General features: G+C 62.9%; 21 protein-coding genes. 13 read left to right on the top strand and 8 right to left on the bottom strand.

Going from position 1 to position 26,075, the window contains the following annotated elements; genetic code table 11:
* A complete protein-coding gene (locus tag M0D68_RS17870; RefSeq protein WP_266224876.1) occupies window positions 1-3,210 on the top strand; it encodes an efflux RND transporter permease subunit in 3,210 nt (1,069 codons plus the stop codon).
* Between the two features lies 1 nt (window position 3,211).
* Window positions 3,212-4,729, top strand: coding sequence for an efflux transporter outer membrane subunit (locus M0D68_RS17865; RefSeq protein ID WP_200618218.1), 1,518 nt, complete (start codon window positions 3,212-3,214; stop codon window positions 4,727-4,729).
* A 187-nt stretch (window positions 4,730-4,916) separates the two neighbouring features.
* Here M0D68_RS17865 and M0D68_RS17860 read toward each other — a convergent pair whose 3' ends face one another.
* Window positions 4,917-6,326 carry a nucleobase:cation symporter-2 family protein gene (locus M0D68_RS17860; RefSeq protein WP_093635623.1) on the bottom strand — a complete coding sequence of 470 codons (1,410 nt, stop codon included), beginning with the start codon at window positions 6,324-6,326 and terminating at the stop codon, window positions 4,917-4,919.
* Window positions 6,327-6,751: 425 nt separating this feature from the next.
* Between M0D68_RS17860 and M0D68_RS17855 the strand changes: the two genes are divergently transcribed.
* From M0D68_RS17855 to fghA, 3 genes are all read left to right on the top strand, one after another.
* Complete coding sequence (locus tag M0D68_RS17855) at window positions 6,752-8,221, top strand: xylulokinase (RefSeq protein ID WP_200618219.1); 1,470 nt, start codon at window positions 6,752-6,754, stop codon at window positions 8,219-8,221.
* Window positions 8,222-8,438: 217 nt separating this feature from the next.
* Window positions 8,439-9,545, top strand: coding sequence for an S-(hydroxymethyl)glutathione dehydrogenase/class III alcohol dehydrogenase (locus M0D68_RS17850; RefSeq protein WP_093635627.1), 1,107 nt, complete (start codon window positions 8,439-8,441; stop codon window positions 9,543-9,545).
* Window positions 9,546-9,601: 56 nt separating this feature from the next.
* The gene (fghA, locus tag M0D68_RS17845; protein WP_200618220.1) at window positions 9,602-10,453 is read left to right on the top strand and encodes an S-formylglutathione hydrolase; all 852 of its coding nucleotides are present in this window, start codon (window positions 9,602-9,604) and stop codon (window positions 10,451-10,453) included.
* Between the two features lie 53 nt (window positions 10,454-10,506).
* On the opposite strand, the gene M0D68_RS17840 is transcribed toward fghA, so the two are convergent.
* From M0D68_RS17840 to M0D68_RS17825, 4 genes are read right to left on the bottom strand one after another with little or no spacing between them, the layout of a single operon-like run.
* The gene (locus M0D68_RS17840; RefSeq protein ID WP_200618221.1) at window positions 10,507-11,289 is read right to left on the bottom strand and encodes a metal ABC transporter permease; all 783 of its coding nucleotides are present in this window, start codon (window positions 11,287-11,289) and stop codon (window positions 10,507-10,509) included.
* A complete protein-coding gene (locus M0D68_RS17835) occupies window positions 11,282-12,253 on the bottom strand; it encodes an ABC transporter ATP-binding protein (RefSeq protein WP_200618222.1) in 972 nt (323 codons plus the stop codon). Before M0D68_RS17835 ends, M0D68_RS17840 begins: the two co-directional genes overlap by 8 nt.
* Window positions 12,250-13,215, bottom strand: a complete 966-nt coding sequence (locus tag M0D68_RS17830; protein WP_200618223.1) for a metal ABC transporter solute-binding protein — start codon at window positions 13,213-13,215, stop codon at window positions 12,250-12,252. The genes M0D68_RS17835 and M0D68_RS17830 overlap by 4 nt, the downstream gene beginning before the upstream one ends.
* Window positions 13,216-13,273: 58 nt before the next feature.
* Window positions 13,274-13,753 (bottom strand): Fur family transcriptional regulator, encoded by a 480-nt coding sequence (locus tag M0D68_RS17825; RefSeq protein ID WP_200618224.1) that lies wholly within the window; start codon window positions 13,751-13,753, stop codon window positions 13,274-13,276.
* A gap of 310 nt (window positions 13,754-14,063) precedes the next feature.
* Here M0D68_RS17825 and M0D68_RS17820 point away from each other — a divergent pair, with 310 nt between their 5' ends.
* The 7 genes from M0D68_RS17820 to M0D68_RS17790 all read left to right on the top strand — a co-directional run bounded on the left by M0D68_RS17820 (window position 14,064) and on the right by M0D68_RS17790 (window position 20,510).
* A complete protein-coding gene (locus M0D68_RS17820) occupies window positions 14,064-14,846 on the top strand; it encodes an L-iditol 2-dehydrogenase (protein WP_200565143.1) in 783 nt (260 codons plus the stop codon).
* A 97-nt stretch (window positions 14,847-14,943) separates the two neighbouring features.
* A complete protein-coding gene (locus M0D68_RS17815; RefSeq protein WP_200618225.1) occupies window positions 14,944-16,266 on the top strand; it encodes a sugar ABC transporter substrate-binding protein in 1,323 nt (440 codons plus the stop codon).
* A 189-nt stretch (window positions 16,267-16,455) separates the two neighbouring features.
* A complete protein-coding gene (locus tag M0D68_RS17810) occupies window positions 16,456-17,391 on the top strand; it encodes a carbohydrate ABC transporter permease (protein ID WP_093635644.1) in 936 nt (311 codons plus the stop codon).
* Window positions 17,392-17,429: 38 nt separating this feature from the next.
* Window positions 17,430-18,263: a carbohydrate ABC transporter permease gene (locus tag M0D68_RS17805; RefSeq protein ID WP_234475103.1), complete on the top strand. Its 834-nt coding sequence runs from the start codon at window positions 17,430-17,432 to the stop codon at window positions 18,261-18,263.
* On the top strand, window positions 18,260-18,961 hold the full coding sequence (locus M0D68_RS17800; RefSeq protein ID WP_200618227.1) for an HAD family phosphatase: 702 nt from the start codon (window positions 18,260-18,262) through the stop codon (window positions 18,959-18,961). The genes M0D68_RS17805 and M0D68_RS17800 overlap by 4 nt, the downstream gene beginning before the upstream one ends.
* A 70-nt stretch (window positions 18,962-19,031) precedes the next feature.
* Complete coding sequence (locus M0D68_RS17795; protein ID WP_054034358.1) at window positions 19,032-20,141, top strand: ABC transporter ATP-binding protein; 1,110 nt, start codon at window positions 19,032-19,034, stop codon at window positions 20,139-20,141.
* Window positions 20,142-20,213: 72 nt separating this feature from the next.
* Window positions 20,214-20,510 carry a DUF1330 domain-containing protein gene (locus M0D68_RS17790; protein WP_054034356.1) on the top strand — a complete coding sequence of 99 codons (297 nt, stop codon included), beginning with the start codon at window positions 20,214-20,216 and terminating at the stop codon, window positions 20,508-20,510.
* A gap of 53 nt (window positions 20,511-20,563) precedes the next feature.
* Here the strand turns inward: M0D68_RS17790 and M0D68_RS17785 are convergent, their stop codons facing one another.
* The 3 genes from M0D68_RS17785 to dalD all read right to left on the bottom strand — a co-directional run bounded on the left by M0D68_RS17785 (window position 20,564) and on the right by dalD (window position 24,603).
* A complete protein-coding gene (locus M0D68_RS17785) occupies window positions 20,564-21,517 on the bottom strand; it encodes a sugar-binding transcriptional regulator (protein WP_054034353.1) in 954 nt (317 codons plus the stop codon).
* A gap of 78 nt (window positions 21,518-21,595) precedes the next feature.
* Window positions 21,596-23,077, bottom strand: coding sequence for a xylulokinase (xylB, locus tag M0D68_RS17780; RefSeq protein WP_200618228.1), 1,482 nt, complete (start codon window positions 23,075-23,077; stop codon window positions 21,596-21,598).
* 113 nt (window positions 23,078-23,190) lie between these two features.
* On the bottom strand, window positions 23,191-24,603 hold the full coding sequence (dalD, locus tag M0D68_RS17775; RefSeq protein WP_200618229.1) for a D-arabinitol 4-dehydrogenase: 1,413 nt from the start codon (window positions 24,601-24,603) through the stop codon (window positions 23,191-23,193).
* A gap of 387 nt (window positions 24,604-24,990) precedes the next feature.
* On the opposite strand from dalD, the gene M0D68_RS17770 reads away from it, so the two are divergent.
* Window positions 24,991-25,971: an AraC family transcriptional regulator gene (locus M0D68_RS17770; RefSeq protein WP_093635656.1), complete on the top strand. Its 981-nt coding sequence runs from the start codon at window positions 24,991-24,993 to the stop codon at window positions 25,969-25,971.
* The last annotated feature ends 104 nt before the right edge of the window (window positions 25,972-26,075 follow it).

Here is a 26,075-nt window from a genome sequence, read left to right as displayed (position 1 = left end):
ATGGCAAAGTTCTTTATTGATCGCCCGATTTTTGCATGGGTGATCGCCATTATTCTGATGCTCGCGGGTATCGCGTCGGTGTTCACGTTGCCGATCGCGCAATACCCGACCATCGCGCCGCCGGCCGTGCAGATCAGCGCAACGTACCCGGGTGCATCGGCGAAGACGGTGGAAAACACTGTCACGCAGGTGATCGAGCAGCAGATGAGTGGTCTCGACCACTTGCTGTATCTGTCGTCCACGTCGGACGACTCGGGTACGGCAACCATCACGCTGACGTTCGCAGCCGGCACCAATCCTGACATCGCGCAGGTGCAGGTGCAGAACAAGCTGCAGCTCGCCACGCCGCTGTTGCCGCAAGCCGTGCAGCAGTTGGGCACCAAGGTCACGAAGTCGAGCAGCAGCTTCTTGCTGGTGATGGCGTTCGTGTCCGAAGACGGCAGCATGAACAAGTACGACCTGGCGAACTACGTCGCGTCGAACGTCGAAGACCCGGTCAGCCGGATCGACGGCGTGGGTACGGTGACGCTGTTCGGCTCGCAGTACGCAATGCGGATCTGGCTGGACGCGAACAAGCTGACCAACTTCGGTTTGACGCCGGTAGACGTGCAGACGGCGTTGACGGCGCAGAACGTGCAGGTCGCGGGCGGTTCGCTCGGCGGCACGCCGTCGGTGCCGGGTCAGGTGCTGCAGGCAACCATCACGGAAGCCACGCTGCTCAATACGCCTGAACAGTTCGGCAACGTGCTGCTGAAGGTGAATACGGACGGTTCGCAAGTCCGTATCAAGGACGTGGCCCGTATCGAGCTCGGTGGCGAAAACTACAACTTCGACACCAAGTACAACGGTCAGCCGACGGCAGGCTTCGGTATTCAGCTCGCCACCGGCGCGAACGCGCTGGCTACGGCCAAGGCAGTCCGCGCGAAGGTCGCCGAACTGTCGAAGTACTTCCCGCACGGCCTCGTCGTGCAGTATCCGTACGACACCACGCCGTTCGTGCGCCTGTCGATCGAAGAAGTGGTCAAGACGCTGCTCGAAGGTATCGTGCTGGTGTTCCTGGTCATGTACCTGTTCCTGCAGAACCTGCGAGCCACGCTGATCCCTACGATCGCCGTGCCGGTGGTGCTGTTGGGCACGTTCGCGATCATGGGTATCGTGGGCTTCTCGATCAACACGCTGTCCATGTTCGGGCTCGTGCTGGCGATCGGCTTGCTGGTGGACGATGCGATCGTGGTGGTGGAAAACGTCGAGCGGGTGATGCAGGAGGAGGGCTTATCGCCTCGAGATGCGACCCGCAAGGCGATGGACCAGATTACCGGCGCGCTGGTCGGCGTGGCGCTCGTGCTGTCGGCGGTGTTCGTGCCGGTGGCGTTCTCGGGCGGTTCGGTCGGGGCCATTTACCGGCAGTTCTCGCTGACGATCGTGGCGGCGATGGTGCTGTCCGTGCTGGTCGCGTTGATTCTGACGCCGGCGCTGTGCGCGACGATCCTGAAGCCGATCGAAAAGGGCCATCAGGAAAAAACCACCGGTTTCTTCGGCTGGTTCAACCGCACGTTCAACAAGAGCCGCGACAAGTATCACTCGGGTGTTCACCACGTGATCAAGCGCTCGGGCCGTTGGCTGATCATCTACATGGTGGTGATCTTCGCGGTCGGCCTGCTGTTCGTGAAGTTGCCGAAGTCGTTCCTGCCTGATGAAGACCAGGGCACGATGTTCGTGCTGGTGCAAACGCCGTCCGGCTCGACGCAGGAAACCACGGCGCATGCGCTGAAGGACGTGTCCGACTACCTGCTCAACAGCGAGAAGAGCATTGTCGAATCGACCTTCACGGTGAACGGCTTCAGCTTCGCCGGCCGCGGTCAGAACGCGGGTCTCGTGTTCGTGCGGATGAAGGACTACGCGGTGCGTCAGCACTCGGATCAGAAGGTGCAGGCGCTGGTTGGCCGCCTCTTCATGCATTTCTCGAGCTACAAGAACGCGCTGGTGTATCCGGTGAATCCGCCGTCGATTCCTGAACTCGGCACGGCTGCAGGCTTCGACTTCGAGTTGCAGGATCGCGCCGGTATCGGCCACGAGAAGCTGATGCAGGCTCGCAACATGCTGTTGGGCATGGCTGCGAAAGATCCGACGCTGGCTCAGGTGCGTCCGAACGGCCTGAACGATACGCCGCAGTTCACGGTGAACATCGACCACGAGAAGGCCTCCGCGCTCGGCGTGTCGCTGTCGGTGATCGACCAGACGTTCTCGATCGCATGGGCGTCGCAGTACGTGAACAACTTCCTCGATACCGATGGCCGGATCAAGAAGGTGTATCTGCAAGGCGACGCGCCGTTCCGGATGAAACCGGAAGACCTGAACGCCTGGTACGTGCGTAATACGGCAGGCAGCATGGTGCCGTTCTCATCGTTCGCCAGCGGTACGTGGTCCTACGGTTCGCCGAAGCTCGAGCGCTACAACGGTATTTCGGCGGTGGAAATCCAGGGCGCGGCTGCACCGGGCAAGTCGACCGGTCAGGCCATGACGGCCATGGAAGCACTCGTGGCGAAGCTGCCGGCGGGTATCGGCTACGAATGGACGGGCTTGTCGTTGCAGGAACGCCAGTCCGGTTCGCAGGCGCCGATTCTGTACGGCATCTCGATCCTGGTTGTGTTCCTGTGTCTCGCGGCGCTGTATGAAAGCTGGTCGATCCCGTTCTCGGTGATCATGGTGGTGCCGCTCGGCGTGATCGGCGCGCTGCTGGCCGCTACGCTGCGCGGGCTCGAGAACGACGTGTTCTTCCAGGTGGGTCTGTTGACCACGGTGGGGCTGTCGGCGAAGAACGCGATTCTGATCGTGGAATTCGCCCGCGAGTTGCAGCAGGGTGAAGGGATGGGGCCGATCGAGGCCGCGCTGGAAGCAGCGCGTCTGCGGTTGCGACCGATTCTGATGACCTCGCTCGCGTTCATTCTCGGCGTGATGCCGCTCGCGATCAGTAACGGCGCAGGCTCGGCCAGCCAGCACGCAATCGGTACTGGCGTGATCGGCGGGATGTTGACGGCGACCTTCCTCGCGATTTTCATGATCCCGATGTTCTTCGTCGTGATCCGCGCGAAGTTCGGCGGCGAGAAGGAAGACCCGGATGAGGCGCTCGCACACTACAACCAGCACCATCCGCATGACGGCCAAGGTGGCGGCTCGGCTGATCAAGGCTCGGGCGAGGACGGACATTGAGATGCAAAAACACTCTTTGATTGCAGTGGCGGTTGCGCTGTTCGCCGCGGGTTGCACGATGGCGCCGAAGTACCATCGCCCGGATGAGCCCGTGACGGCGACCTTCCCGACCGGCGGCGTGTACGACACGCAGCCGGGCGCGGCTGGCGCCTCGCGGACCGCGAACGGCCAGGCGGCCACCGATATCGGCTGGCGTGATTTCTTCGCCGACGCGCGTCTGCAGCGGCTGATCGAAATCGCGCTGAAGAACAACCGCGATCTGCGCGTGTCGGTGCTGAATATCCAGGCATCGCAGGCGCAGTACCAGATCGCTCGCGCGGCGCTGTTCCCGACGCTGGACGCTGCTGCTTCACAAAGCAAGCAGCGCACGCCGAAAGATCTGACGTCCACGGGTCTCACGATCAGCAACACGTACTCGGTGGGTCTGAACGCTTCCTGGGAAATCGACTTCTTCGGGCGGATTCAAAGCCTGAAGGATCAGGCGTTGGCTCAGTACCTGGCTACCGCTCAGGCGCGCAAGGCCGCGGAAATCGCGCTGGTCTCGCAGGTGGCGAATCAGTACATGACGGTACTCGAACTCGACGATCTGCTGAAGGTGACGCAGAACACGTTGAAGACCGCGGAGGAGTCGTACCGCATCACCAAGCTGCAGTTCGACAACGGCACGGGTTCGGAACTGGACCTGCGGCAGTCGCAGACCGTAGTCGAGCAGGCGAACGCCAACCTGCAGTCGCAGCAGCGTCTGCGGGCTCAGGCGGATAACGCGCTCGTGCTGCTGCTCGGCGAGCCGTTGCCGGACGATCTGCCGCCGGGCATGACGTTGGACAATCAGAACCTGCTGACGGATGTGCCGGCGGGCCTGCCGTCCGATCTGCTGACACGTCGTCCGGACATCATGGAGGCTGAGGAGAATCTGCTCGCGGCCAACGCGAACATCGGCGCGGCGCGTGCAGCGTTCTTCCCGAAGGTCTCGCTGACCGGCAGTTTCGGTACGCTGAGCCCGACGCTCGGCGGTCTGTTCAAGCCGGGTTCGGCGGCATGGAGCTTCGCGCCGTCGATCACGTTGCCGATCTTCGAGGGCGGCCAGAACAAGGCCAATCTCGACCTCGCTACCGTGCAGAAGAACATCCAGATCGCCACGTATGAGAAGGCGATCCAGACGGCCTTCCGCGAAGTGGCGGACGCACTGGCGGCACGCGGCACGTACGATCAGCAGATTCAGGCGCTCGAGCGCAATACCTTTGCCGAACAGCGCCGGCTGGATCTGTCGGACCTGCGTTATAAGAACGGTGTCGACAGCTATCTGTCGGTGCTGACCGCGCAGACCGATTTGTACACGGCGCAGCAGTTGCTGGTGACCGCGCGCATGCAGCGTCTGCAGAACCTGGTCACGCTGTACCAGGCACTCGGCGGCGGCTGGATCGAACGGGCCGGCGAGCAGCCGCGTCCGGCCGATGCACCGGTCGATTACGGTGCGGCGAGTGCGCCAGTGGCGGCTTCGGCGGCGACTGCGGGTTGAGGTCTGTAGTTTTGCGGTAGCAGGTGCGCAGGGCGGCTTTCAGTTCTATCGGGAAAGCCACCCTGCGCAGCCGGTAATAAAAAAAGCCACGGCATGCCGTGGCTTTTTATTGATGCTTGGCTTGAACCGAATTCGACCCAGCGCTTAGCGCAATCTCTTTCGCGCGGCGCCGGTTCCAGCCCGATGCTTAATGCGCATCCACCGCACGCAACATTTCGTCGCGTGGCGGCTCATTCCCGCCGCGTCCGTCGAAATCATGTCCGGCCTGGCGAATTTCGCACTGCGCCTTCTTCTCGCTCTTCACGCCGTTGAAGATCAGATTCAGCACGACCGCCGATACAGAAGCCAGCAAGATTCCGCTATGCAACAGCGGCGACAGCGCCGGCGGCAGCTTCGAGAAAAATTGCGGCGACACCACCGGCACCAGACCCATGCCGATGCTCACTGCAACGATGAACAGGTTGTGATGGTTCTTCACGAAGTCGACCTTGGCCAGCACCTTGATGCCGTTCGCCGCGACCATGCCGAACATCACGATGCCCGCACCGCCGAGCACGAAGGCCGGCACCGAAGCCACCACTTGCGCCATCTTCGGGAACAGGCCCAGCAGCACCAGGATCACGCCGCCCATCGCGCAGACAAAGCGGCTCTTCACGCCCGTCACGCCGATCAGGCCGACGTTCTGCGAGAACGAGGTGTGCGGGAACGAGTTGAAGATGCCGCCGATCAGCGTACCCAGACCGTCGACACGCAGACCGCGCACCAGCGTCTTCTGATCCACCGGACGATCGACCATGTCACCGACCGCGAGGAACATGCCGGTCGATTCGATGAAGGTGACGAACATCACGGTGACCATCGTCGCGATTGCGAGCGGATCGAAATGCGGCAGGCCGAAGTGGAACGGCATCACGATGCCGACCCACGGTGCGTGTGTGACGCCGTCCATATTCACGCGGCCGAGCGCCAGCGCGATGATGAAACCCGCAACGATGCCGAGCAGCACCGAGATATTGGCGAGGAAGCCCTTGGCGAATTTGTTGATCAGCAGGATCAGCATCAACACGAGGAGCGACAGGCCGAGATAGACCGGATTGCCGTAGTCAGGATTGCCGACACCACCGGCTGCCCAGTTGATGCCCACTTCCATCAGCGAGAGGCCGATCACCGAGATCACCACGCCGATCACCACCGGTGGGAAAAAGCGCAGCAGCTTGCCGACCGCCGGCGCGAGCAGGATGCCGATGACACCGGCCGCGATCGTCGAGCCGAAGATGTCGAGAATACCGAGCGAAGGATTGGTGCCGATCGCGACCATCGGACCGACAGCCGCGAACGTGCAGCCCATGATGACCGGCAGACGAATGCCGAAGATCCACAGACCGAGGGTCTGAATCAGCGTGGCGATGCCGCAGGAAAACAGGTCGGCGCTAATCAGGAACGCGATCTGGTCTTTCGGCAATTTCAGCGCCGCGCCGATGATCAGCGGCACCGCAACTGCGCCTGCGTACATCACCAAAACGTGCTGAATGCCGAGCGTCAGCAACTGGCCCGCGGGCAGTCGCTCGTCGCACGGGTGAACCGTGTTCGATTGCATTTTGTCTCTCTCCACCATCTCGTTTTGGGATGGCTCCAAGGTATGCGGAACGAAAAACTGCAACAAGACCACTGGGGCCTATTCCGGCATTCCCGGTGACGATATGGGTGAGACCTGTTTGAAAGCTAAAAGAAATACGTGCGCCGCACAAATCGGCCGTTAGCCCCTTGCAGCGGCGATGGGCGCTTACGCGCCGCGCGCGCCCGTCCTAACGGGATATGTGTGAGAATCAATGAGGTGTATCTCGCTCGACGCATAGTGCTGTTTTTGTGCGGCTCGCGGCGTGGCGGGGTTAACCCGCGATTCCGGTTTTTCAGCGCGTATTCGGGCGAGTTTCCGAAACCGTGCAGCGGTGATGGAAAATACGCCGTTCCAGGCACCTTTCGCGTGCTTGTCCCTAAGCTCAAATTGACGTTCTATCGCCCATGAGTTTTCTTGGCATCGACCTCGGCACCGGCTCTCTCAAAGTTGCAATCGTCGACGAAGACGGCCGCGAGCAGGCCGCGGCGAGTGTCGCGTATGCACTAGAAACTCCGCATTCCGGATGGGCCGAAATCTCGGTGCAAACCTGGTGGCGCGCGCTGTGCGAAGCGGCGGGGCGTTTGCCTGCCGGGTTGCGTCGTGACGTGCAAGCAATCGGTTTCTCCGGACAGATGCACGGTGTCGTGTTGATCGACGCCCATGGCGAAGCTGTGCGCCCGGCGATGCTCTGGCCCGACACGCGTGCGTTGAGTCTGCTCGATCAGTGGCCCGAGCCGCAGCCGAATCCGGTTGCGCCAGGCATGGCCGGTCCTCTGCTGCGCTGGGTCGTGCAGAACGAACCGCAGTCCGCGCGTAAGACGCGCTGGGCGCTGCAACCGAAGGATTGGTTGCGTGTCGCGTTGGGTGGTGCGGTCGCAACTGATCCATCGGACGCCTGCGCGACCGCGCTTGCCGATCCCGCAGGCGTGTGGGATCAGGCGCTGCTCGAGCGGCTCGAATTGCCGCATGAATGGTTTGCGCCGCTTGCGCCTTCCTACGCGGCGGGCGGCATTTTGTCGACGGAAGCCGCGCAGGAACTGGGTCTGCGCGCCGGCATCGTGCTCGCGATCGGTGCCGCCGATACGCCATGCGCGGCGCTTGGCAGCGGTCTCGCGAGCGACGGCGACGCGTTGCTCACCACCGGCACGGGTGGACAAATCGTCGTGCTCGCCGAGCACGCACCGCAAGCGGTAAAGGGCCTGCATCGGTATCGGGCCGCGAGCGATCACTGGTATCGGATGGCGGCGATGCAAAACGTCGGCGTTGCGCTTGAACGTGTGCGGGGTTGGTTGTCGTATGAATGGGTCGATGCTTATCGTGATGCGTTCGGCGATGCATCGGATCGTGCCCCTGGCGATACAACAGCCGCGATCTCCAGCGCCGCAGCAGGCCTGACTTTTCTGCCCTACCTCACCGGCGAGCGCACTCCGTGGCTCAACCCTGCCGCGCGTGGCGGCTGGCTTGGCCTCGCGCTCGATCACACGCGCGGCACGATGATGCGCGCCGCGTTCGAGGGTGTCGCGTTCTCGCTGCGTGCCGGTCTCGACGCGATCCGCGCGAGCGGCGCGACGGTGACGACTCTGAAGCTCGCGGGCGGCGGTTCAGTCGATGCGCGCTGGCGGCAGTTGCTCGCCGACGCGTTAAACGTCGAACTCCATGCCGTCGACTGCCCCAACGCGGCGCCGCGTGGCGCGGCAATCCTCGGCGGACTGGCCAGCGGGCATTGGCACGCGAGCGACCTCGCCGCGCTTGCGCCGGGCGCGACGCGCGTTGCCGGACCGCAAGGCGATACCGCGCTCGCCGAACGCTATGCGCGCTTTCTCGATCTGTATGGCCGCGTCGAATCATGGTTCGGCGAAACTCCGCATCGCTGAGTAACGCGATGTCAGCTACAGACAATGCCACGACGTACTTTGCAATACCATGACGGCTTTCGCACGCTAAGGTATAGGCCGGCACGATACCGGGCGGCAACGACACTGTCCGTCCCCAGTCCGGCACACGAATTAACCGCGAACCGCGACACCGGCACGCCGCGCGATATGTCACCGCGACGCGCCAGGCATTCACCGACTCACAGGAGCATTCACGATGAAAACCAAAGCAGCAATCGCATGGAAAGCCGGCGCCCCGTTGACGATCGAAGAAGTGGATCTGGAAGGTCCGCGCGCCGGTGAAGTCCTGATTGAAGTGAAAGCGACGGGTATCTGCCACACCGACTACTACACGCTCTCGGGCGCCGATCCGGAAGGCATCTTCCCGGCGATTCTCGGCCACGAAGGCGCGGGCGTGATCGTCGATGTGGGCCCGGGTGTTGGCACGTTGAAGAAGGGCGACCACGTCATTCCGCTGTACACGCCTGAGTGCCGTCAGTGCAAATTCTGTCTGTCGCGCAAGACCAATCTTTGTCAGGCGATCCGTTCGACGCAAGGCAAGGGCCTGATGCCCGATGCCACGTCGCGTTTCTCGCTGGACGGCAAGCCGCTGTTTCACTACATGGGCACGTCCACGTTTTCGAACTACATCGTCGTGCCGGAAATCGCGGTCGCGAAGGTGCGTGAAGACGCGCCCTTCGACAAGATCTGCTACATCGGCTGCGGTGTGACGACGGGCGTTGGCGCTGTCGTGTATTCGGCGAAGGTTGAGGCGGGCGCGAATGTCGTGGTGTTCGGTCTCGGCGGCATCGGTCTGAACGTGATTCAAGGCGCGAAGATGGTCGGCGCGGACAAGATCATCGGCGTCGATATCAACCCGGGCCGCATTGAACTCGCAAAGAAATTCGGCATGACCCACTTCATCAACCCGAATGAAGTCGAGAACGTGGTCGACCATATCGTGCAACTCACCGACGGCGGCGCGGACTATTCGTTCGAATGCATCGGCAACACCAAGGTGATGCGTCAGGCGCTGGAATGCACGCACAAGGGCTGGGGTCAGTCGTTCATCATCGGCGTGGCGGCGGCGGGCGAGGAGATCAGCACGCGCCCGTTCCAGCTGGTGACGGGCCGCGAGTGGAAGGGTTCGGCATTCGGCGGCGCGCGCGGCCGCACGGATGTGCCGAAGATCGTCGACTGGTACATGGAAGGCAAGATCAACATCGACGACCTGATCACGCACCGTCTGCCGCTCGAGCGCATCAACGAAGGCTTCGATCTGATGAAGAAGGGCGAGTCGATCCGCTCGGTCGTGCTGTACTAATGCGGCGTTGATACGTCATTAATACGTCACCGACCGGCACAGAAAGGAGCATGTCGATGCTTGAACTATTGTCGTCGCATGCCTGCCATGGCGGCGAGCAGCGGATCTACCGGCACGACTCGCAGACCGTCGGTCTGCCGATGCGCTTCTCGGTGTATTTGCCGCCGCAGGCCTTGCAGGCCAACGCGAACGTGCCCGCGCTGTTCTATCTCGCCGGGCTGACTTGCACGGAAGAAACCTTCCCGGTCAAGGCGGGCGCGCAGCGCTTCGCGGCGCAGCACGGCATCGCGTTGATTGCGCCGGACACCAGTCCGCGCGGTGCGGGCGTGCCGGGCGAAAGCGCGGCGTGGGACTTCGGCGTGGGAGCGGGCTTTTACGTCAACGCGACGCAGCAGCCGTGGGCGAAGCACTACCGGATGTACTCGTATGTGCGCGATGAACTGCGCGAAACAGTGCTCGCGAATCTGCCGGTGGACGGTGCGCGTCTGGGCATCTTCGGGCATTCGATGGGTGGCCATGGCGCGTTGATGCTGGCGCTGCGCAACCCGGAGATCTATCGGTCGGTGTCGGCGTTCGCGCCGATCGCCGCGCCTTCACAGTGCCCGTGGGGCGTGAAGGCGTTCAGCGGGTATCTGGGCGAAGACCGTGAAGCGTGGAGGCAGTACGACTCGAGCGAGCTGGTCGCCCACGCGAAGCGCAAGTTCGCTGAGGGGATTCTGATCGATCAGGGGCTGGCGGATCAGTTTCTCGCCGAGCAATTGAACCCGGATGTGTTTGAAGCCGCCTGCAAGGCTGCGGGTCAGCCGCTGACCTTGCGTCGTCATGCTGGCTACGACCACGGGTATTACTTCATCACGACGTTCATCGAGGATCACATCGCGCATCACGCGAAGGTGCTGCTCGGCTGACATTCCACAGGGCGATGGTGGCGGCACGCAGTGTGTCGCCGCCAACCATCGCTTCAACGACGCCTTAGCAAACTCCCGCCATACACCACCGCCGACAGCACGGTGATCCAGAAGCTCGTCGGCCAGTCGGTATAGAACGCCAGTGTGAGACCGAGCCACGCCTGCACCAGCGCGAACACGGCGGCGAGCACGAGACCGGTCGAGAGCCGCGTCGTCACGTTTTGCGCGGCGGCGGCCGGCCCGACCATCAGCGTGAACACCAGCAGCACGCCGACAATCTGCGTGCACGCCGCCACGGCGAGCGCGGCAATCGACAGAAACAGCACCGACACCTTGCGCAACGAAACGCCCTTGGCTTCAGCCAATTCCGGCTGCAACGAAGCAAACAGCAAGGGCCGCATGATCGCCGCGAGCGCCAGCAAACTGACGACGCCCAACCCCGCCAGCACGCCGAGTGTCGACGCATTCACGCCGAGCACGTTGCCGAACAGCAGCGCGGTGACCTGGGTCGCGTACGCAGTGAAGAAATGCAGGAACAGCAAGCCGAAGCCGAGCGACAGCGACAGGATCACGCCGATCGCCACATCGCGTCCGGCCAGTTTCTCGCCGAGCGCGCCCATCCCGACGCCTGCCGCGAGCGTGAAGCCGATCATCCCCCAGATCGGCGAGATGCCGATCAGCACGGCGCCGGTCGCGCCGGTGAAGCCGACGTGCGAGAGCGCGTGACCGGCGAAAGTCTGTCCACGCATCACCAGAAAATAACCCACCACGCCTGCCAGCACCGCGACGATCCCCGACGCCGCGAACGCGTTCACCATGAAATCGTATTCAAACATCGTGCTTATGTCCGTCGCGTGAGTCGTGCTGGTGTGAGTGGCTGTGCGCGCCACCGTGGTCGTGCGAATGTGAATGGCCGTGCCCGTGCGAGTGGCTATGGCCGCCGTTCTCGTCGTGTTCGTGCTCGTGATCGTGTTTTTCGACTTCCACGTCGCCCGACATCACGAAGATGCGGCCATTCACGCGCATCACGTCGATCGGCGAGCCATAGAGACGCGACAGCACCGGCCGCGTAATGACTTCATCGACGGTGCCGAGCGCGGCGACACCGCTGCCGAGATACAGCACGCGGTCGAGCGCGTGCAGAAGCGGATTCAGTTCATGCGCCGAGAACAGCACGGCAATGCCGAGTTCCTGCTGCACGCGCCGCACCAGTTCCACCACGCTCTTCTGATGATGCGGATCGAGGCTGATCAGCGGTTCGTCGAGTAGCAGCAGCTTGGGGTCGCCGAGCAGGCATTGCGCGAGCAGCAGACGCTGACGTTCGCCGCCTGACAGTTCCGATAAGGGCCGCTCGGCCAACTGACGGCCGCCCACCAGATCCAGCACGCGCTCGACGTCCGCGCGGGTTTTGCTGTCCGCATGGGGCAGGCCCCAGCGGTGTCCATCGGCGGCCATGGCGACGAAGTCGCGGCCGCGCACGCGGCGCCCGGCCAGCGCACTGCGCGTCTGCGGCATATAACCGATCGACGAGTTACCCCGCTCGACCGGCTGCCCTAACACGCGGATCGCGCCGCTCGCCGCCGGCACGAGACCGAGCACGGCACGCATTAGCGTGGTCTTGCCCGCGCCGTTCGGCCCGAGCACGCCAATGAATTCGCCCTGATTCACCACGAAGCCGGCCTCGCGCAGAATCGTGCGGCCGCCGAGTTCGAGCGTGACGCGCTCGAGTTCAAGCACGGGCGCGTTGCTGCGTGCGCCCGTCGATACATTAGCTGGCGTGCTGCGGCCAGTTTCGTTCATTGGTTTTTTCCTTTGGCGGTGCTCGCCGCCGCATTCGCTCCGCCCGCAGCCAGCGCCGTGCCCAGCGCGTCGAGCTGCATCAGCATCCACGTCTGATAGGTCTTACCGGCCGGTTCGGTTTCGGTGACGCTCATGGTCGGCACCTTCGATTGCTGCGCGAGCTTCAACATGCGTTTGGTCAGGGCCTCGGTTGCCTGGCTGTTATAGATCAGAACGCGGACGCGCTTTTCGCGCAGATCGCGTTCGAACGCGGCGATATCGGCCGCGCTTGCTTCAGTGTCGTTCATCGTCGCCAACTGGAAGCGCAGATTGCGCATCGAGAGGCCGACTGCGTCCGACATATAGCCGAACACCGGCTCGGTTGCCGTCACCGGCACGCCGGCGTAGCGGCCATGCAGATCGGCGACTTTGGCGTCGATGGGCTTCAGCGAATCGAGAAACTTCGCGAGGTTCGCATCGTACGCCGACTTGTGCGCCGGGTCAGCCGCGACGAGCGCGGCGCTTACCGCGCGCGCCACTTTCGGCATGGTGGCCGGGTCGTACCAGAGGTGAGGATTATCGCCGCTCTTCTTGCCTGTCAGCTCGGCGGCAACAATCGTCGCGCGATTCGAGCCCTTGGACGCGGCCAGCAGTTTCGCCATCCACGGATCGTAGTCGGCGCCGTTGTAGACCACAAGGCTCGCATGCTGCAAGGCCCGCGCCGTCTTCGGGCTGGCTTCGAACAGATGCGGGTCCTGATCCGGATTGCTGAGGATGCTCGTTACGTCGACGCGATCGCCGCCCAGTTGCTGCACGACGTCACCGTAAAAGTTTTCCGCGGCCACCACCGGGATTTTCGCATCCGCGGCAAATGCGCCGTGGCTGAGCGTGAAAGCAGCGGCGGCCGCCGCGCCCATGGCCACGGTCTTCGACAGCTTCAGCGCATGGCGCGCCCCGTTCAACATCGAGCCGAATTTCTTCATCGTTGTTTCCTGCTGCGTGAGAGTTGAATGAACTACAAATCTTGGGAGCGGTGTGCTTTCATAAGGACGCCCCGGTGGGCCGCGCCGCGCGGGCGCAGCGCGCACACAGGCCGCTTAGCTCGACCACCTGGCGGTGCACCTCGAAACCGTGCGCTGGTGCGCTATGCGACAACTGTTGGGCAAGATCGCCGCCTGGAATCTCGACAGTCGCGCCGCAGCCGTCACACATCAGAAACTGGCTGCGATGCGGCACGCCGACCTCGCAGCAGGCAAAAAACGCGTTCTTCGATTCGATCCGATGGACGAAGCCGTGCGCGAGCAGAAAGTCCAGCGCCCGGTAGATCGTGGTGGGCGGCACGCGCCCGCGTTGCGGTTCGAGCGCGTCCAGCAACTCGTAAGCGCCGATCGGCCGGTCGCTGGCGACGATCGCCGCATACACCTGACGCCGCAGCGGCGTAAGCGCGAGCCCGTGCAGCGCGGCGTGCGCCTCGGCATGGGCGAGCCGTACGGCATGGTGTTCTGCAATCGATGTAGCCATCAGCGGACTCCCTGACGAACCTGCAAAGCTTCGGAGCGAAGCGAGGCCGAAATGATATAACGTATCTCGAATTTTTGTCAGCGGCTTGCGCAGAAAGCAGCTTGGCGGTCTGCGATTTCTCGTATTTGTATCGGTCGAAACCGGAAGAGGGTGTGCACTGGTCCTGCCGCGCTGCACCATCGAAATCTGGTCGAGCGCCTTGACATGACCCGGTCCGTATCCGATCATTCGATCACTAACAGAGCAATTGTTCGCGCAACGAGCGTTCGCTCACCGCGCCTCAAGAAGCGAAACGAACCGGAGACAGGCAGTGGCGGCACGATTGCAAGACAAGGTGGCCATTCTGACGGGCGCGGCAAGCGGAATCGGTGAGGCCGTGGCCCGGCGCTATCTGGACGAAGGCGCGCGCTGCGTGCTGGTCGACGTGAAGCCGGCGGACAGTTTTGGCGACGCGCTGCGCGCTGCCTACGGCGACCGCGTGCTGACCGTCAGCGCCGACGTAACGCGCCGCGAGGATATCGAACGCATCCTCGCGAGTACGCTGGAGCGCTTCGGCCAGGTCGATATCCTGTTCAACAACGCGGCGCTCTTCGATATGCGCCCGATCCTCGATGAATCCTGGGACGTGTTCGACCGCCTCTTCGCGGTCAACGTGAAGGGCATGTTCTTCCTGATGCAAACCGTCGCCCGCAAAATGGTCGAGCAGGGCCACGGCGGCAAGATCATCAATATGTCGTCGCAAGCTGGGCGGCGCGGCGAGGCGCTGGTGTCGCACTACTGCGCAACCAAAGCCGCCGTACTCAGCTACACGCAATCCGCAGCGCTCGCCCTCGCGCCGCATAAGATCAATGTGAACGGCATCGCGCCGGGCGTCGTCGATACGCCGATGTGGAACGAGGTCGACGCGCTCTTCGCCCGCTATGAAAACCGGCCGCTCGGCGAGAAGAAGCGCCTCGTCGGTGAAGCGGTGCCGCTCGGCCGTATGGGTGTGCCGGACGATCTGACCGGCGCGGCCCTGTTTCTCGCGTCGGCCGATGCCGACTACATCACCGCGCAAACCCTGAACGTCGACGGTGGCAACTGGATGAGCTGAGCGAATTGCAGAGTGGATGAGCCGAACCTGTTTCACCCTTCGTCATTTTCGTAGAACAAACGCAGCATCACATAACGTACGAGAAAGGAGACAACACATGAAACCAGCTACAAAATCCGTGCTGAAGGCGGTCAGTGCCGGCGCTGTCGCATGCTTTGCGTTGCACGCTCAGGCGGCCACGGTGACCATTGCCACGTTGAACAATCCGGACATGATCGAGCTGAAGAAGCTCTCGCCCGCTTTCGAGCAGGCGAATCCGGATATCAAGCTCAACTGGGTGATTCTCGAAGAAAACGTGCTGCGTCAGCGTGCTACCACCGACATCACGACCGGCAGCGGCCAGTTCGACGTGATGACGATCGGTGCGTACGAAACGCCGCAATGGGGCAAGCGCGGCTGGCTCACGCCGCTCACCAATCTGCCCGCTGATTACGATCTGAACGATGTCGTGAAGACGGCCCGCGACGGCCTCTCGAGTGGCGGCCAGTTGTACGCACTGCCGTTCTACGTCGAAAGCTCGATGACGTATTACCGCAAGGATCTGTTCGCGGCCAAGGGCCTGAAAATGCCCGATCAGCCGACCTACGACCAGATCGCTCAGTTCGCCGACAAGCTCACGGACAAAGCCAACGGCATGTACGGTATCTGCCTGCGCGGCAAGGCCGGCTGGGGCGAGAACATGGCGTATGGCACGACGGTGGTGAACACCTTCGGTGGCCGCTGGTTCGACGAGAAGTGGCAGGCGCAGCTGACGTCGCCGGAATGGAAGAAGGCGATGACGTTCTACGTCGATCTGCTGAAGAAAGACGGCCCTCCGGGAGCCAGTTCGAACGGCTTCAACGAAAACCTGACGCTGATGTCCTCGGGCAAGTGCGCGATGTGGATCGATGCAACGGTGGCGGCCGGCATGCTCTACAACAAGCAGCAGTCGCAGATCGCCGACAAGGTGGGCTTTGCGGCAGCGCCGATCGCTGTCACGCCGAAGGGTTCGCATTGGCTGTGGGCGTGGGCGTTGGCCATTCCGAAGTCGTCGAAGCAGGCTGACTCGGCGAAGAAGTTCATCGCGTGGGCCACGTCGAAGCAGTACATCGAACTGGTCGCGAAGGATGAGGGCTGGGCCTCGGTGCCGCCGGGAACGCGCCACTCTACCTACGCACGTCCTGAATACAAACAGGCAGCACCGTTTGGCGACTTCGTGCTGAAGGCAATCGAAACGGCTGACCCGGATCATCCGACTCTGAAGCCGGTGCCGTACACCGGTGTGCAGTTCGTCGGCATTCCTGAGTTCCAGTCGTTCGGCACCGTGGTCGGTCAGAGCATCTCCGGCGCGATTGCCGGTCAGATGACGGTCGATCAGGCGCTGGCAGCCGGCCAGGCAACGGCGAATCGCGCCGTGCAACAGGCCGGGTATCAGAAGTAAAGCGGAAGTCAGCCACATGATTCATGTGGCACGCGCCGGCTGACGCCCGTCAGCCGGCCCACGTAGCACAGTGGGCCGTCCCCGCCGCGTGGGCACCGCGACACCGCATTGCGTCGCGGTAGCCAGGCGGTTCAAGCGATCACGGCGGAGAAAGCGCCGGCCCGCGCATTACCGAACAGGTGGTCAATCATGCGTCCTTTACGCCTGCCTCTTATGCATGCCCATCCCCAAACAGAAAAAGAACGCGAAACCCGCAAAGCCAATTCGGCCCGCTGGCTCGTGACGCCCTCAGTCGCAGTACTCGTGCTGTGGATGGCGATTCCGCTGGCGATGACGATCTGGTTTTCGTTCTCGCGCTATAACCTGTTGAATCCGGATCTGAAAGGCTTCGCCGGTTTCGACAACTACAAGTACCTCGCCAGCGATCCGTCGTTCGGACCGTCGATCGGGCACACGCTCGAGTTGATCATCTCGGTGCTGGTGATCACGGTGGTCGGCGGTGTGTTGATGGCGATTCTGTTCGACCGTAAGTTCTACGGCCAGGGCATTGCGCGGCTACTGGCGATCGCACCATTCTTCGTGATGCCGACGGTCAGCGCGCTGATCTGGAAGAACATGATCTTGCATCCGGTGTATGGCCTGATCGCACAGGGCATGCGCGCAATCGGGCTGCAGCCGATCGACTGGTTCGCCGAGTATCCACTCACGGCCGTGATCATGATCGTCGCGTGGCAGTGGTTACCGTTCGCGTTCCTGATTCTGTTCACCGCGATCCAGTCGCTCGATCAGGAGCAGAAGGAAGCGGCGCGTATCGACGGCGCGGGTCCGTTCTCGATGTTCTTCTACATCACGCTGCCTCACCTGAAACGGGCGATCGCGGTGGTGGTGATGATGGAGACGATTTTCCTGCTGTCGATCTTCGCCGAAATCTATACGACCACGGGCGGCGGTCCGGGCACCGCGACCACCAATCTGTCGTACCTGATCTATTCGCTGGGCCTGCAACAGTTCGACGTCGGTCTCGCTTCGGCGGGCGGCATTCTGGCTGTCGTGCTGGCTAACATCGTGTCGTTCTTCCTTGTGCGGATGCTCGCGAAGAACCTGAAAGGGGAGTACGAAAAATGAGCCACGTTGCCTCTACCTCTGCGTCGGGCACGGCGCCCATGACCGTGCCGGCCAAGTCGCCGTTCGCCGCAATTCGCCGCGGCATCCCTGGTGTGATCGCCTGGCTCGTCGCGTTGCTGCTGTTCTTTCCGATCTTCTGGATGACGATCACCGCGTTCAAGACGGAGCAGCAGGCGTATTCGTCGTCGCTGTTTTTCATCCCGACGCTCGATAGCTTCCGCGAGGTGTTCGCGCGCAGTAACTACTTTTCGTTCGCGTGGAATTCGATTCTGATCTCGGCGGGCGTCACGGTGCTGTGCCTGATTCTCGCCGTGCCGGCCGCGTACGCGATGGCCTTCTTTCCGACGCGCCGCACGCAGAAAGTCCTGCTGTGGATGCTGTCGACCAAGATGATGCCGTCGGTCGGCGTGCTGGTGCCGATCTATCTGTTGTGGAAGAACAGTGGTCTGCTCGATTCGGTGTCCGGTCTGGTGATCGTCTACACGCTGATCAATCTGCCGATTGCGGTGTGGATGTCGTTCACGTACTTCGCGGAAATTCCGCGCGACATTCTCGAAGCAGGGCGGATCGACGGTGCGGCGACGTGGCAGGAAATCGTCTATCTGCTGATGCCGATGTCGCTGCCGGGGCTCGCCTCCACCGCGCTGCTGCTGGTGATCCTGTCGTGGAACGAAGCGTTCTGGAGCATCAACCTGTCGAGTTCGAACGCCGCGCCGCTGACTGTGTTCATTGCGTCGTATTCGAGTCCTGAAGGCTTGTTCTGGGCCAAGCTCTCCGCTGCTTCACTGCTTGCGGTTGCACCGATCCTGATTGTCGGCTGGCTGTCGCAGAAGCAACTGGTGCGTGGTCTTACCTTTGGGGCGGTCAAATGACCGCAGGTACGACGGTAGGTCATTTCGCGCTGATCTGCGATTGCGACGGCGTGCTGATCGACAGCGAAGCCGTGGCCGCGAGCATGCTGGTGCACGAACTCGAGGCGCGTTGGCCCGATGCCGATGTCGAGCCGGTGGTGCTGCCGCTGCTTGGCTTGCGCATTGAAACGGTGTTGCAGGGCACGGCGGCGAAACTGGGCAAGCGCCTCAGCGTCGAGGATATCGAGGCGATCCGCCGGGCGGTGGAAGCAGCGGCGATGCAGGCGCCGGCGGTCGTTGGCATCGAGGTTGCGCTGGCGCAGGTGCCGCTCACCAAGGCATGCGCGAGCAATAGTTTCCGACCGTATGTGGAGAACGTGCTGGCGCGCACGGGCCTCGTGAAGTTCTTCGGCAACCGGCTCTTTTGCGCTGATGCGGTGCCGAATCCGAAGCCCGCGCCCGATGTCTATCTCGCTGCGGCGCTTGGTCTCGGCCTCGCGCCGTCCGCCTGCCTCGTGGTGGAAGACAGCGTGACGGGCGTGACGGCGGCAACCGCGGCGGGCATGACGGTGCTGGGCTTTATCGGCGGCGGTCATGCGAGTGACGCGCAGATCGACGCGTTGCATGCGGCGGGTGCGCGTACCGTATTCGACGACATGCTGCAGTTGCCGGACCTGGTCGCGCAATGGACGCTGAGCGCGACGGCGGCGACGCCGTAAGCGCGGCCGCGTTGGCGCAGCACCTGGATAAATGAATTGACGTAGCAAGAGCAACATACGGAGACACATCATGGCAAGCGTAACTCTGCGCAACATCCGAAAAGCCTACGACGACAACGAAGTGATGCGTGACATCAACCTCGACATCCTGGACGGCGAATTCGTCGTCTTCGTGGGTCCGAGCGGTTGCGGTAAATCGACGCTGATGCGGATGATCGCCGGCCTCGAAGACATCACCAGCGGCGATCTGACCATCGACAACGCGCGCGTGAACGACGTGCCACCCGCCAAGCGCGGCATCGCGATGGTGTTCCAGTCGTACGCGCTGTATCCGCACATGACGCTGTACGACAACATGGCGTTCGGCCTCAAACTCGCCGGCACCAAGAAGCCGGAAATCGACGCCGCCGTGCGCAACGCGGCGAAGATCCTGCACATCGACCATCTGCTCGACCGCAAGCCGAAGCAGCTTTCAGGCGGTCAGCGCCAGCGCGTTGCAATCGGCCGCGCAATTACGCGCAAGCCGAAAGTGTTCCTGTTCGACGAACCGTTGTCGAATCTCGACGCCGCGCTGCGCGTGAAGATGCGCCTCGAATTCGCGCGTCTGCATGACGAGCTGAAGACCACGATGATCTACGTAACGCACGATCAGGTCGAGGCCATGACGCTGGCCGACAAGATCGTCGTGCTGTCGGCGGGCAATGTGGAGCAGGTCGGCAGCCCGACCATGCTGTATCACGCGCCGGCCAATCGCTTCGTCGCCGGCTTCATCGGTTCGCCGAAGATGAACTTTATGGAAGGCGTCGTTCAGTCGGTCACGCACGACGGCGTCACGGTGCGCTACGAATCCGGCGAGACTCAGCGTGTTGCGGTGGAGCCCGGCGCGGTGAAACAGGGCGACAAGGTGACCGTTGGCATTCGCCCGGAGCATCTGCATGTGGGCATGACCGACGACGGCGTGTCGGCGAAAACCATGGCGGTCGAATCGCTCGGCGATGCCGCGTATCTGTATGCGGAATCGAGCGTCGCTCCGGATGGGATCATCGCGCGCATTCCGCCGCTCGAGCGGCACAGCAAGGGCGAAGTGCAAAAGCTCGGCGCCACGCCTGAGCACTGCCATTTATTCGACAGCGAAGGGAAAGCCTTCCAGCGTAAGATCGTAGAAGTGCTGGCCGCGTGAGTATGTGATTGGGAAAGCGGCGGGCGCGCCGCTTTCCGTCCGGTCACGTTTATTCACGCTCAGGAAATACTCATGCCCGCCTACGTCGTCATCACGCGCGAGAAAACGCTCGACCCCGCCAAACTGGAAGCATACAAACAGGACGCGCCCGCAGTCTTCGAGAAGCACGCGGTCATGGTGCTCGCGAGCCACGGGCGGAAAGAAGTGGTGGAGGGGCCGCCGATCGACGAAATCCTGATTCTCGAGTTCCCCAGTTACGACGAAGCGATCGCGTGGTATCGCAGCCCGGCGTATCAGGCGGTCAGCGAGACGCGCCTGCAGGGCGGCGAGTACCGCATCATCATCACGGAAGGGCTGCCGGTGTTGTAGCGCGGCGGTGGGGCGCTTCTAGGCCAGGCCTCTAAGCCTCGCCTACAGGCTGGTTAAGCCGCCGCTTCGAGCGCCGCCCGTGCACACAACTCGTCAGTTACCAGTCCCGACAGCCAGCCGCCTTTAAGCACCGCAATCAGCGCCTCGCGCTTGCGTTCACCGCCGGCAAAGCCGATGGTAGGACGCCGCGGCGGCGAGTCGAGCGCGATGCTGGTGACCCGGCGGCCGGTCGGCGATTCGACGTGCGCGCCGGCGGCATCGATCGGCAGGCCGAGCATTTCGGCCACCGCACGGTTCTGCATCAACTCCTTCACCTCCGCGGAGGTGATGAAGCCGTCCTCGTGCAACGGGCATTTCGGCCCGATATTACCGACCCCGACGAACGCGACATCCGCCTTGGCCAATAGCGATTCGACGATCCGGTAGAGCCGGTGATTGCACCACTGCGCGCGTTCGGCCTCGCTATCGGCGAGCAACGGCGCGGGCAGCAGAAAATGCTTGCCGCCGGTCTTCTCCGAAATGTGCAGCGCGACGTCGTAGCGGTTCGAGGAGCCGTCCTGGGCGATCGCCCCGACCATCGATACCAAACGGTGCTGCGGACGCTCCAGCTGCGCGATCTGATCGACCGCGGCCTTCAGCGTACGGCCGCTGCCCACGGCGACCACCATCGGTTTTTCTTCGACCAGATAGCGTTCCATGACCTGCGCGCCGGCTACTGCCAGCTTGCGGTCGACTTCTTCCGAGGTATCGCTGTCGATTGGTACGACTTCGCACATGCTCAGGCCGTAGCGCTTCGAGAGTTGATCGGCGAGCGCGAGGCAATCGGCCAGTTTGTGATCGACGCGCACGCGGATCAGGTTCTTTTCGACCGCGAAGGCCACCAGCCGCTGTGCGACCGGGCGCGACACCTGGAGTTTTTCGGCGATCTCGTTCTGGGTGTTGCCTGCGACGTAGTAAAGCCACGCGGCGCGGGTAGCAAGGTCTAATTTTTCTGTGGACTTGGGCACGGTGACGGTTCGCTTGAAGTGCGCCGATGATAGCAGCCGGTTCCCGCGTCTCAACGGGAACCGGCTGTGCTTTGCCGGTCAGGCGAGCGGTTGTCGCGCGGGGTCGAACAGCGGCCGCACGTGGCGGTAGAGCGCGCGATACGCTTCGAGCCGGGTGCGCAGTTCGGCGTGCCGGCGCGGGTTCGGCGTGAACTCCTTTTCGATCGGCGGCTTGCTCAACACCTTGGCCGGGTCGCCGCCCGCGGCCAGCCAGCCAAGGCGGGCCGCGCCGAGCGCTGCGCCGGTTTCGCCGCCTCCGTGCTTGCGGGTGGCCGTGTCGAGCGCATCGGCGAGCAGTTGTGCCCAGTAGTCGCTGCGCGCACCGCCGCCGAGCAGGGACAGCGCCTTCGCTTCGGTACCGGCCGCGCGCAATGCGTCGAGGCCGTCGGTGAGCGCGAGCGTCACGCCTTCGAGTACCGCGTAGCCGAGCAGGGCGCGGTCGGTCGCGTGATTCATGCCGAAGAACACGCCCTGCGCATACGGGTCGTTGTGCGGCGTGCGTTCACCGGACAGATAAGGCAGAAAGAGTGGGGCAGTGGTCAACGCTTCCGCTGGCAGCGCTTCGATTTCGGCGAGCAGCGTCGGCTCGTCGGTGGAGGTGAGCTTGCAGACCCAGCGCAAACAGCTTGCCGCTGACAGCACCACGCTCATTTGATGCCAGCGATCCGGGATCGCGTGACAGAACGCGTGCACGGCCGAAGCGGGATTCGGCCGGAAGCTGTCGCCGACCACGCACAGCACACCCGAGGTGCCGAGCGAAACGAAGCCGTCGCCCGGTTGCGTCGCGCCGATGCCGATTGCGCTGGTGGCATTGTCGCCACCGCCGGCCGCGACGATCACTCCGTCGCTCAAACCGAACTCGCGCGCCACCGCGGGAAGCAGGGTGCCGGATGGCTCGCTGCCTTCGCACAAGGCCGGCATCTGCGCGCGTGTCATGTTGCAGGCGGCGAGCAGCGAATCGGACCAGTCGCGTTTGGCGACGTCGAGCCACAACGTGCCGGCTGCATCCGATGGATCGGACACCTTGCCGCCGGTCAGTTGCAGACGCAGGTAGTCCTTCGGCAGCAGCACGCAGGCGGTTTGCGCGAAGATTTCCGGTTCGTGGTGCGCCACCCAAAGCAGCTTCGGTGCGGTGAATCCGGGCATCGCGAGATTGCCGGCCACGGTGTGCAAGTCCGGCGCGCGCTCGGTCAGCTCCGCGCACTCCTTGTCGCTGCGCATGTCGTTCCACAGGATCGCGGGCCGCAATACGCGGTCCTGCGCATCCAGCAGCACGGCGCCGTGCATCTGCCCCGAGAGGCCGATGCCGCGAATCTGCGCGAACTCGTCCGGATGTTTGGCGCGCAACGCGGCCAGCGCCGTGCGCGTGCCGGCCCACCAATCTTCGGGATTCTGTTCGGCCCAGCGCTGATGCGGACGCGAAACGGTAAAGGGTGAGCCTGCGGTGCCGATCACGCGTCCATCGGAGGCGAGCAGCAGGACTTTCACTTCGGACGTGCCGAGGTCGATGCCGAGATACATGGGCGCGAAACCTTCGTCGTTAGGGATGCGCTACTTTAGCCGCACATGGCGCGCGGTGCCATGCGCATTAAGCCTGGCACCGGCGTGTTTCGCGTGGTTCGATACTGCGCGGGTCAGGCTGCGCCGCGTTTGGCCAGCCAGACGTCGACGCGCGCCAAGGCGCCCGCCAACGCCGATTCCAGCTCAGGTGTCTGCGCCATGCTGCCCCAGAGCAGCCGGTCAGCGGCGAACGCCTGCAACGGATCCGGCGCGCTAAAGAAGCCGCGCGCAACTTTTTCATCCATCACGCCGTCCTGATACGCATACGGCAGTGTGCCGGCGTTCCAGCGTTCGAGGAAGCGGAAGAACAGCGCCGGCAACATCGCCGTCGCCGAAGGCGTGACGCCACGTTCGAAGCATTCGGCGAGCGTCGGCGCGATAAAGCCGGGCAGCTTCGAAAAGCCGTCGGCCGCGACGCGCTGGTTGGTGTCCTGGATGTAGGGATTGCCGAAGCGTTCGAGCACCACGTCGCGATAGCGTTCGAGATCGAGCGGGCTCGGCGTGAGACACGGAATCACGTCTTCGGTCACGTAGTCGAAGGCGAATTTGTTGATGTCCGGATCGAGCGTGCCTTCGTGGATGTAGGTCAGTCCGACCAGCGTGCCTGCCCACGCAATGCAGCTATGCGTCGCGTTGAGGATGCGGATCTTCGCTTCTTCGTACGGCAGCACCGAGTCGACCAGTTCCGCGCCGACCTTTTCCCACGCGGGGCGTCCAGCGATGAAGCGATCCTCAATCACCCATTGGATGAAGGATTCGCCCATCACCGGGCAGGCATCGTCGACGCCGGTGGCGGCTTTGACCCGTTCGCGCACGTCAGGCGTTGGACGCGGCGTAATGCGGTCGACCATCGAACTCGGGCACGCGGTGTTGTCGTCGAACCATTGCGCCAGATCGTCCGCGCCGCGCCGTTCGAGAAACTCGCTCATGCCCGCATGAAATCGCTCGCCGTTGCTGCGCAGGTTATCGCAGGTCTGTAGCGTGACCGGGCCGGCGCCGCGCTTCATGCGCGCGTCGAGAATCGCCACGAGCGCGCCGTAAATCGTGATGTGGCCGCCTTTCAGGTCAGCAGCGAGATCGGCATTGGCCGTGTCGAGTTCGTCGTCTTCGTCGAGGTAATAGCCGCCTTCGGTCACGGTGAACGCAATGATCTTGCAGGCCGGATCGGCGCCCGCGTCGATCAGCGCATCGAGACTCTCGGTCCACGGCACCACGCGCTCGATCGAACGAATCGTCTCGTACGCGCGCTCGCCCTGCGGCGTGACGGTCTCGAGTGTATAGACGCCGTTTTGCGCGGCGAGCGCGTCGAGCACCGCGTTCATGTCGCTGCGGATATTGCCCACCGTCAGCGACCAGTGCGGTTCGCCCGCCACCTTCGCCTCGTTCAACCGATGGAGATACCACGCCTGATGCGCGCGATGAAACGATCCCGCGCCGATGTGCAGGATCACGTGTGCGGCCGCGCCGCTGCCTTGCCCGCTGTTCATGTGCGTCTCCTGAGTGTCCTTGATCGCACGGCTCGGCGCGTGCGTTTTTTCTTGGGGTGGAGCATTTGCTCTATCTGTGAGCGAATGATCGTACCCGGCGGAACGAATGTCAAGGCGACGTAGCGGGCTTTTCGTGGCGCAGCGCGGCGTGGCGGGACTTCCGGCGTGACTCGTGTGACGCCGGGGCGTTATGGGACGTGTCTCGCGGTGCGTATTGCATTGCATCAAATTTGACTTTCACCGCGCCAGGACTAACCCGAATGCAAAAAAGTATCGGTCTGCGGTTTGATTTTTAGTGGTGGATCAGCCGCTAGAGGGCTACTTTTCGCTATACAAGATGAAGTTCAGCGGCACCCGCAGCACGCCGCTTCATGGAGGAAGACGCGAATGCAACCCGATCTGGAAGTCGTCGCCGTACGGCGCGACGAATCCTTCAAAGTGTGGTCGCACGGCTATCCGTATCGCACGGTGCGTTGGCACTTTCACCCGGAATACGAAATTCACTTGATCGTGGCGACGACCGGCAAGATGTTCGTCGGCGATCACATCAGCAGCTTTACGCCTGGCAACCTCGTGTTGATGGGGCCGAACCTGCCGCACAACTGGGTTAGCGACGTGCCGGAGGGCGAGACGATTGCGCAGCGCAATCTGGTCGTTCAGTTCGGGCAGGAGTTCGTGTCGAGTTGCATGGGCAGTTTTCCTGAGTGGCGCCAGGTCGAAGCATTGCTTGCCGATTCGCGCCGTGGCGTGTCGTTCGGTGCGGAAACGAGTGCAGCGATCCAGCCGTTGTTCCTCGAATTGCTGGCCGCGCGCGGACTGCGCCGTCTCGTGCTGTTCATGTCGATGCTCGAGATCCTGATGAACGCCGAGGACCGCGAGACGCTCGCGAGTCCCGCCTATCAGGCCGATCCGACCGGTTTCGCGTCGACGCGCATCAATCACGCGCTCTCGTATATCGGCAAGAACCTGTCCAACGATCTGCGCGAATCGGACTTGGCGCAACTCGCTGGCCAAAGCGTGAGTGCGTTCTCGCGTTACTTCCGCCGTCATACCGGGCTGCCGTTCGTGCAGTACGTGAACCGCATGCGTATCAACCTCGCATGCCAACTGCTCACGGACGAAGAACTGAGCGTCACCGATATCTGCTTCAAGGCGGGCTTTAACAACCTGTCGAATTTCAACCGGCAGTTCCTCGCGGTCAAAGGCATGGCGCCTTCGAAATTCCGTCGCTATCAGCAACTGAACGACGCAAGCCGCGACGCTTCCGAAGAAGCCGCCGCGCGCGGCGCCGGCATCGACAATGCGCCTGCGATCGTGCTTGCGCCAGGTTTGCCACGCAGCGCCGCGGCTGCTTATCCACCGACGTAGTTCTCCACCAGGCTTCTTGCCGAAGCGTTTTACTTCACCCGCGTTTTAACGCCTATCGCGCTGTCCACAGACAGCGTGAGGGACGTGCTCATCTCATCGAACAG

Origin of the sequence: Paraburkholderia sp. SEWSISQ10-3 4 (assembly GCF_030464785.1) — a bacterium.
Classification (GTDB): Bacteria; Pseudomonadota; Gammaproteobacteria; order Burkholderiales; family Burkholderiaceae; genus Paraburkholderia; species Paraburkholderia aspalathi.
Note: the sequence above shows the minus strand (reverse complement) of the source record. Positions and strands in the feature narration are given on the sequence as shown.